Raw genomic sequence first — 8,321 nt, 5'->3', positions numbered from 1 at the left:
ACAGCGGATTCAATCACTTGATTCGTCCGATGTTATACAATTCCTATCATCATATTGAAAATATTTCCAATCCAGCAGGTCGCGAACGCTATTATTCAGTCGTAGGTTATATTTGTGAAACTGATACGTTTGGCAACAATCGCAGAATTTCTGAAATCCGCGAAGGCGATATTTTGAAGTTTAATAATGCAGGTGCCTATTGTTTTTCTATGGCAAGCAATTACAATTCTCGTTATCGTCCTGCCGAAGTGTTATGGTTCAACAATGAAGCGCATTTAATCAGAAAGCGTGAAACATTTGATGATATTCTAAAAAATCAGGTTGACATTGAACTTTCTCCCAAAAAAAAGAAAAAAAGTGTTCCTAATGCCGTTTAGGAAAATAGTAGTGGTTTAGACGTTTAGTGTTTAAACAAAAATGAGAAGTGTTGGAAAAGTGTCTGGTAGTGCAGGCACTTTTTTATTGGAATTAATTTTGTCTAATTTTCCTTAAAACTTCTTCCAATTCTGTAGCTTTCTGTGTGCCGATCAAAAACTTTTTCCCGTTGGTTAATTTGATTGCTACACCTTTGCTTCCTTTTACATTGTAAACTGTTCCATAGACTGTCCACAACCGAATTCCCCATCCGCCAACAAAACCATAATCAAGAACTTCAACACTTTCTACATCGTTCCAAGAAACATTTTTCTTCACAAAAGGCACATATTGCATTTTGATTCCTGCACGATCAATATTCGTTTTTAAACGCAATACTAGAAAAAGTCCGATGAGAAGAAATATAAAGATTGAAAAAATGATGAGTCCCGTATCAGACATTGGCTTGCTACCAAATTCTTCTCCTTTAATCAATTGTATGTAGATGCCAGCAATCGGCAATAAGCCAATAATAGCTAAGAGTAGCCAAAGCCACCACTGATTGAATTTTTGTACTTCTTTAAATTCCATTTTTGATATAATTTCAAATATACTAAAAAGATCGCTGGTTATTTTTTGATGAATGCTTTCGTATTTTTTTAATTAATAAATTATCTTGTAGACACATTTTTTGAATATTTTTTGATGAAAAGACTACTTTTTTTATTGCTTGTATTGTGCATTAGTTGTACAAATAATGATCCAATTAAGTTTGCACTTGCTGCTGATTCTGATAAAATTCAACGAGTAATGAAAAATTTAGAAGCGTATGAAGTACAAATTATGGTTACAGATGCTAATGGTGATGAGTTTAAGTTTCAAGTAGATGACTCTAATTATTTTTATCCGGCAAGTAGTGTTAAGCTTCCGGTAGCATTGTTAGCATTGGAAACGGCAAACAACTACGATGATTTTGATAGTAGGACAATGTTTCAAGTTGAAGGCGATTCTGTTCAAACAAATATTCGTAGAGAAATTACGAAGATTTTTGCCGTAAGTGATAATGATGCCTACAATCGTTTGTTTGAACTCATGGGGCAATTTGAAATTAATACGCGATTGATATACAATAAGAAACTTACTCCTGTTCGTATTTCGCATCGTGTAGGCACAACAAATGCGGCAGCTTTAAAAACAAAACCTGTTACAATTTTAAAAAATGATACAGCTCAATTTAAAAGAATTGTCATAAAAAGCAGTCCGATAAAAAGTTTAGAGCTCAACAGGATTCAAAAAGGAAAAGGGTTTTACAGAAATGATACATTGGTTTCTAAACCGATGGATTTTTCAAAGAAGAACTACTTACCTATTGCTACATTACATCAACTGATGCACCGACTTCATCATCCAGAAAAATACAATCCGAAAGTACTTTTTGAGCTTTCAGAAAGTGATCGTAATTTTTTATTGGAAGCAATGCACAAAACACCAAAGCAACAAGGTTTTACCGATCCAGAATATTACGATAGTTATGTGAAGTTTTTTATGTTTGGCGACAGTAAAGAACCCATGCCTGAGCATATTAAAATTTACAATAAAGTTGGCTATGCTTATGGTTATTTAACCGATTGCGCACATATTATTGACACTAAAAACGATGTTTCATTTACTATTACAGCGACAATTCATGTGAATAAGAATCAAATTTTTAATGATGATACGTATGAATATGATGAAATTGGCATTCCGTTTTTGGCAGAATTAGGTAGACAAGTACATCAGTTTTACCTCAACAAAAAACAGCAAAAATAATTTATGAAAACTATTGTATTCTTTTTGTTTTTCAGCGTTTCTCTAAGTTATGCGCAACAGGTACAGTTTGAAAGAGATTCTACTTTGACGACAAAGGATACCTTGTTTTTTTCTATCAAAAACAACATGTTGTCTCCGATGTTTTTCATTATGAATCCGAAAGAAAATATTCCTAAAGAGATTCAGTATCAAAGGAAAACGTTGTTGAAACCTTCTGAAAAACAGACACATTTTGTAAAAGTTCCTCGAAATATGTTGGAACACGATAGCGCTTTGGTCGATTTTAATAAATATTTTAGTTTTAAAGTCGGTTATGGCGATCCAAATACGGCAAAACATACTGATGACTATTTGTATTTATTGCCGTATAAAAAGAAAAGAAAGTTGATTCAAGGGAATTTTGGTCGTTTTTCTCACGATCATATTCGTTCGTTTCATGCTTTTGATTTTGGCACAAAAATCGGTGATACTATTTACGCTGCTCGCGAAGGAAAAGTAGTGATGACAAAAGAAAGTTCTAAAAAGTACGGACGCACACGAAAGTTTGCCAATTTTGCTAATTACATCATCATTCAACATGACGACGGAACGACTGCTGCGTATTATCACTTGAAATTTGAAGGTGTTTTGATTGAAAAAGGCGATCTAGTGAAACGCGGACAAGCTATTGGAATTTCTGGGATGACAGGTTTTACCACAACACCACATTTGCATTTTGTAGTACATACAACTTCCGAAGAAAAAGGAAATATTTCTGTTCCAATTCAATTTGAAGGTTATGTTGGAAAAAAGTTTAGAAAAGGGAAAAAATATAAAAGAAGAAAATAATTGGAAGGTTGAAAATATATACTACAAATCCTCATAAAACGTCAATCCATTACTATCCAAATCATAAAAAGCAAACTCTTTTGTGCCCCAAGCAGTTTCTCGTAATTGCGTTTGTTTGTGAAAAACTTCTTTCGTTTTGTATTCGTCAAAAAGTGCTTCGGTATTCAACACCAAAAAACGCAACATTGGACGATCAATATTATGTTTCCACTCAGAAGCATCGTGCCATTGCAAATGGATTTCAACGTTTCCACGCCTGATACCTGCATACTTCGGAGCTGTTTTATCATCGGCAAAAGCCAAGGTAAATCCTAAACTATGCACATAAAATCCAATAGAAGCAATCACGTCTTTGACAGCCAAAACAGGATGTACACTTAAAAATTGGTCGCTTGCTTTCATAACGTGACTTTAATAGTGTTTAAAGATAGAAAATTTACATTTGAGATTTCTTTTTTGATCGTAAAAAAGTATCTTTAAACAGCTTTAACAACATTTTATTACTATGAAATATTTTCTCTTTTTGTTTTTAGTACTGAATTCACTCACAACAACCGCACAAAATAGTAATGAAATTGACGGTTCGCTTTCTGAAATAGGATTTTACACAATGAATACTCCTTTGACAGAAACTACTATAAAAAAAGAACTCAAAAAGGTTTTCCCCGATATCAAGTTTGTGGATGATGCTCCAGAAAAAATTGATGGAACTATGGCATATATGGAAGCAATTACAGATGTTGCTGAAGTATATCCGGCACATGATATGGAATATCTAGCATATTTTGCAGAAGGATTTTCGAAAGAACAAAAAGAACAATTACAAACCTCAAAAAATGCTTTTATTCTCGTGTTATATTATCAGAAAAAAGATGTTTTTACACATTCAAAAAAACTATTTGATTGGGTTTATAAAAAGATAAAAGACACCGATTATGTTGTGTACGATGGTGAAGTTAGGGAATACTTCTCTCCAAAAACTTGGAAAAGAGATCGTGTAGATGCATGGGAAAATGGCATTCCTAGTGCTATAAATCAACTCACCATACACTCATACAGAAAAGATGAATATTGCCGTTCCATTACCTTTGGAATGCAACGTTTTGGCTTGCCCGATCTTATCATTGACGATTCGCCTTGTACTAATGTAACTAGCGTAAATCAACTACTTACCATTATGGGACAGTTGCTATTGGAAGGAAATAAAGTTCAAGAAAAAGAGCTGTTTATCGACTTAGAAGCGATTCAAAATACTATCTTAAAAAATTTAATTTCTGAGATTGTTTATGAAAATGCCGAGAAAAAAGCGACCATTAACTTCGATACTAATGTCTTACAAGAAGAAGGCGATCCTTTTAATTTATTATACGAAGTTAATTTTGAAAATGATGCTTATAAAAATCCACAAGCATATGAAAATGAAGTGTTTGCAAAACTATTCGGCTCAGAAGATGAAATCACACATATTAAGCATAACGAAGAAATATTAGCAGCAAGTGAACGTGCTAAGAAACATTTACCAGCATTGCAAAAACTATTCAACAACGGGTTAGATCAGTCGTCACTTCTGCTAAAAGCTCCGTTTACAACAGATAGTGGCGGTAATGAATGGATGTGGATTGAAGTTACGAAATGGGATGATGAAACGATTGAAGGAATTCTACAAAACGATCCATATTACATAAAAGACTTAAAGTCTGGCGCAAAAGTCACTGTACAACAAGCGGATGTTTTCGATTATATTTTATACAAAGCGGATGGTTCATCAGAAGGAAATGAAACAGGCAAATTGATTCAGAAGTATGGAAATTGATTTTTGATTTTTTGATTGGATTTTTAGACCGCTTTCGCTGTTAGCATCAAGATTGCTTCGCTACTAGATTTTATACTAATTCTACTATAAAATAGCATCCGAAATAACCATTCTTCCTCACAAATAGTTTTTTGAAATCAAATAATGATCTCAGAAACAACCTTGAATCATTCAATTTTTAAACTCTTGAATTGAGCGAAAGCGATTCTAAAGCGGAGCAAGTTAAGTAATTCTAATTTCAAAGTACTTCTCCATAGCTCTGTTGAGCGTAGTCGAAGTACAAATCTGCTAAAGCAAATCCACATAGAGTACAATTTTTATCAAAATGCACAACGGATTATTGCAAAAGCTCAACATCTTATCACATAGGATATTGAGCTTTTGTTTTGAGTAAAGGCAATCTTGCAAAATCTCAATACTGAATTCTCAGTACGCGATATTAAATTAAAATACGTAGGTAATTTTGGGGACAAACGCCAATCCGCCAATATTTTCGCGTACAGCGCCTTCTACTTTGTACGGCGCGTAATGCATACTAACGCCAATGATGAATTTTGTATCTTCATTAAATTCATGTTTATATTCTAATCCTGGACTGAACAGAATAGCGCCCACAATTTCATATTTTGATTCTCCTTCTTCTCCGCTGTAAAATGGATTTCGTGCATCTGTCGTAATTCCAGAAGCACCAATTCCTAGTTTTAAGTCAACGTTTCCTTTTGTAAATGAGCGAATTGTTTTTTTGAAATCTAGTGTAAAATTAACCATCATAGTACTTTTTACTTGAATGGTATCAATAGTTCTACGGTATAAAAAATCATCTTTTTGATTGGGAATTACAATTTGTAGTGTCGCACCAATTGCTTTTTTTCGCTTTAGCGGAAAGTTTCCACTGATCTCAAAAAAAGGAGCTGTTCCAAAATATGTACTTAAGTTTCCTTGTGGCATAAAAACGCCGCCACCAATAGACACTGTTGCATTATTGAATGGATCAAAACCATCCGAATTGTTTTGCGCCTTCATACCAATAATCGTTAAAGTAATGATAAGGAGTGAAATTAATTGTTTCATATGTCATACATTTTAAATTCAGTTCAAATGTATTGTGATTAACACTATTTTTATGATGGTATTCGCGAATACAGTTTTTATTTTTTGTGAAAATCGCAAAAAATATTTGGTTTATATGAAACTGTTTACTGAAAGTATATTTTAGTGTAAGATAACTCCTGAACCATTTCCTTCCGCATAGCAAATTTCTCCATTTTGAAATGTAACGCCTGTTGCAATATCGTTTTGCAATAGCAATGCGCCATCTGCGTCTATATAATCGAGTTGAGAAGCAAGTTGTGTAAGATTGGAAATTCCGATTGAAGATTCTGTCATGCAACCTGCCATGATTTTGCTATTTTTTGTTTTCGCCATTTGGATCATGTGTAATGCTGGAGTGATTCCGCCGCATTTCATGAGCTTGATATTGATTCCATGGAAAAATTCTGCACATTTGGACACATCTGCCAAGGTTAAACAACTTTCATCTGCAATGATTGGCAAGACACTTTTTTCTTTGAGTATTTTCATGCCTTCCCAATTGTCGGCTTGTAATGGTTGTTCTATGAATTCGACATTGAGTTTTTTGAAGGTTTCTGCATTTTTGAGTGTTTCTTCAACTGTCCACGCACAGTTTGCATCTACTCTAAAGGTGGCATCTGTAATTTCACGGAGCGATTGAATGATTTCCAGATCGTTTTTTGTACCTAGTTTTATTTTGTAGATCGGCCAAGGCGTTTTCTGAATTTTTGATTTCATCACATCAACAGCATCAATTCCGATGGTAAAATTTGTTTTTGGTAAGTTTTTAGCTTTAGTATTCCAAAAATGACGCAATGGTTTTTGACGTTGTTTGGCATATAAATCCCAATATGCGCAATCTATCGCACAAAGTGCAAAGTAATTGTCTTTTAGTTTTGGTTCTAGCAATTGCCAGAGTTTTTCAGGATGCAAACCTTCGTCTATAGTATTAAAAGTATCAAGAACACTTGCTACGGAAGCTTTCAGGCTTTTTATGGTACTGTTGTAATACGGATTTACGGTAGCTTCGCCATACCCAACATGAGTTTCGTCTGTAATAGAAACGATCACTGTTTTTTGCACCGTAACTGTATACCGTGAAATGGTAAAAGGATTTTTAAGTGGAAGTTCAAAGTTTTGTACAGTCAGGCGTAATTTCATTTTGGTTTCGTTTCGCTTCGCTCAATTTAAATATTCAAAATTTAATGATTCAAGGTTGTTTCTGAGATCATTATTTGATTTTACATAAAATACTAAGTTTTAAATGCGTTTCTAAGACAAATTTAAGTGTTGTTTGAAACTAATTCATACATTTCCAAATTGACACATTAAAATTTAAGTATCGCTGTCGCTCTTAGTATATTCGTATTTTAGTTTGAATTTCCAATTACTCTTAGAACTTGACCAATACCTAATACCCAAAAGCTAATGCCTATTTTTTCGCTTTGCTCAATTCAAATATTCAAAATTTAATGATTCAAGGTTGTTTCTGAGATCATTATTTGATTTTACATAAAATACTAAGTTTTAAATGCGTTTCTATGACAAATTTGAGTTTTGTTTGAAACTAATTGATACATTTTCAAATTTTCAAATTGCCAGATTAAAATTTAAGCATGTTCGTATTTTAGTTTGAATTTCCAATTACTCTTAGAACTTGACCAATACCTAATACCCAAAAGCTAATACCTATTCTTTTCGCTTCGCTCAATTCAAGAATTTAAAAATTCAATGATTCAAGGTTGTTTCTGAGGTCATTATTTGGTTTACATAAAATACTAAGTTTTAAATGCGTTTCTAAGACAAATTTGAGTTTTGTTTGAAACCAGTCGATACATTTCCAAATTTTCAAATTCCCACATTAAAATTTAAGTATCGCTTCGCTCTTAGTATGTTCGTATTTTAGTTTGAATTTACAATTACTCTTACAACTTGACCAATACCTAATACCCAAAAGCTAATGCCTATTTTTTCGCTTTGCTCAATTCCAAAATTCAAGGTTTTTCGGTTACTTCATTAATTCGTCTAACACTTTTTTTAGTGTGTTTTCGGTGGTAATGTCTAAGTATTTCGGTTCTTTCCCTTCTATGATAATTTTTAATGTCGGACAGTATTCTACATCAAAAAATGCATACGGTTTTCCTTCAACCAACAATGCGTACACAGGTTCATATTTACATTTCCTAGCAACAACTTCATAGTTGTTTTCGTTTAAAAATTCTTTTAAAAACGATGTACGTTCGTCGCCTTTGAGCGCAATTGTTTTTAACACTTCGCGCCTTTCTAGATATTCTTTGTCTTTTTGCTGTGTTTCTGCATTGTACACTTCAGCACTTAACAAACATAAGGTTATGTTTTCAACGTCTTTTATCATAGAAAGTTCTTTCATTTCACTACAAGCAACGAGCAATAGTGACAGCAGTATAAAGGTGATTTTTTTCAT

The 8,321-nt window shown here is 33.3% G+C and carries 9 protein-coding genes; 4 read left to right on the top strand and 5 right to left on the bottom strand.

The window, feature by feature from the left end:
* Positions 1 to 377 (top strand): diaminopimelate decarboxylase family protein (locus KAOT1_RS00775; RefSeq protein WP_007092749.1); only part of this gene is annotated, 377 nt, incomplete at its 5' end.
* Positions 378 to 468: 91 nt separating this feature from the next.
* Here the strand turns inward: KAOT1_RS00775 and KAOT1_RS00770 are convergent.
* Positions 469 to 945 (bottom strand): hypothetical protein, encoded by a 477-nt coding sequence (locus KAOT1_RS00770; RefSeq protein ID WP_007092748.1) that lies wholly within the window; start codon positions 943 to 945, stop codon positions 469 to 471.
* Positions 946 to 1,164: 219 nt separating this feature from the next.
* Here KAOT1_RS00770 and KAOT1_RS00765 point away from each other — a divergent pair, with 219 nt between their 5' ends.
* Entirely contained in the window at positions 1,165 to 2,166 is a 1,002-nt protein-coding gene (locus tag KAOT1_RS00765) for a serine hydrolase (RefSeq protein ID WP_238528667.1), read from the top strand.
* 3 nt (positions 2,167 to 2,169) lie between these two features.
* Positions 2,170 to 2,994, top strand: coding sequence for a M23 family metallopeptidase (locus KAOT1_RS23705; RefSeq protein ID WP_007092746.1), 825 nt, complete (start codon positions 2,170 to 2,172; stop codon positions 2,992 to 2,994).
* A gap of 21 nt (positions 2,995 to 3,015) precedes the next feature.
* Here the strand turns inward: KAOT1_RS23705 and KAOT1_RS00755 are convergent, their stop codons facing one another.
* Positions 3,016 to 3,396 carry a glyoxalase/bleomycin resistance/extradiol dioxygenase family protein gene (locus KAOT1_RS00755; protein ID WP_007092745.1) on the bottom strand — a complete coding sequence of 127 codons (381 nt, stop codon included), beginning with the start codon at positions 3,394 to 3,396 and terminating at the stop codon, positions 3,016 to 3,018.
* 103 nt (positions 3,397 to 3,499) lie between these two features.
* On the opposite strand from KAOT1_RS00755, the gene KAOT1_RS00750 reads away from it, so the two are divergent.
* Complete coding sequence (locus KAOT1_RS00750; protein ID WP_007092744.1) at positions 3,500 to 4,807, top strand: DUF2314 domain-containing protein; 1,308 nt, start codon at positions 3,500 to 3,502, stop codon at positions 4,805 to 4,807.
* A gap of 444 nt (positions 4,808 to 5,251) precedes the next feature.
* On the opposite strand, the gene KAOT1_RS00745 is transcribed toward KAOT1_RS00750, so the two are convergent.
* The 3 genes from KAOT1_RS00745 to KAOT1_RS00735 all read right to left on the bottom strand — a co-directional run bounded on the left by KAOT1_RS00745 (position 5,252) and on the right by KAOT1_RS00735 (position 8,321).
* Positions 5,252 to 5,878, bottom strand: a complete 627-nt coding sequence (locus KAOT1_RS00745) for a hypothetical protein (RefSeq protein WP_007092743.1) — start codon at positions 5,876 to 5,878, stop codon at positions 5,252 to 5,254.
* 141 nt (positions 5,879 to 6,019) lie between these two features.
* Positions 6,020 to 7,039 carry a dipeptide epimerase gene (locus tag KAOT1_RS00740; RefSeq protein ID WP_007092742.1) on the bottom strand — a complete coding sequence of 340 codons (1,020 nt, stop codon included), beginning with the start codon at positions 7,037 to 7,039 and terminating at the stop codon, positions 6,020 to 6,022.
* A gap of 847 nt (positions 7,040 to 7,886) precedes the next feature.
* Positions 7,887 to 8,321, bottom strand: coding sequence for a hypothetical protein (locus KAOT1_RS00735; protein ID WP_007092740.1), 435 nt, complete (start codon positions 8,319 to 8,321; stop codon positions 7,887 to 7,889).

Source organism: Kordia algicida OT-1 (genome assembly GCF_000154725.1).
Classification (GTDB): Bacteria; Bacteroidota; Bacteroidia; order Flavobacteriales; family Flavobacteriaceae; genus Kordia; species Kordia algicida.
This window is presented reverse-complemented; position numbering and strand designations above follow the sequence as displayed.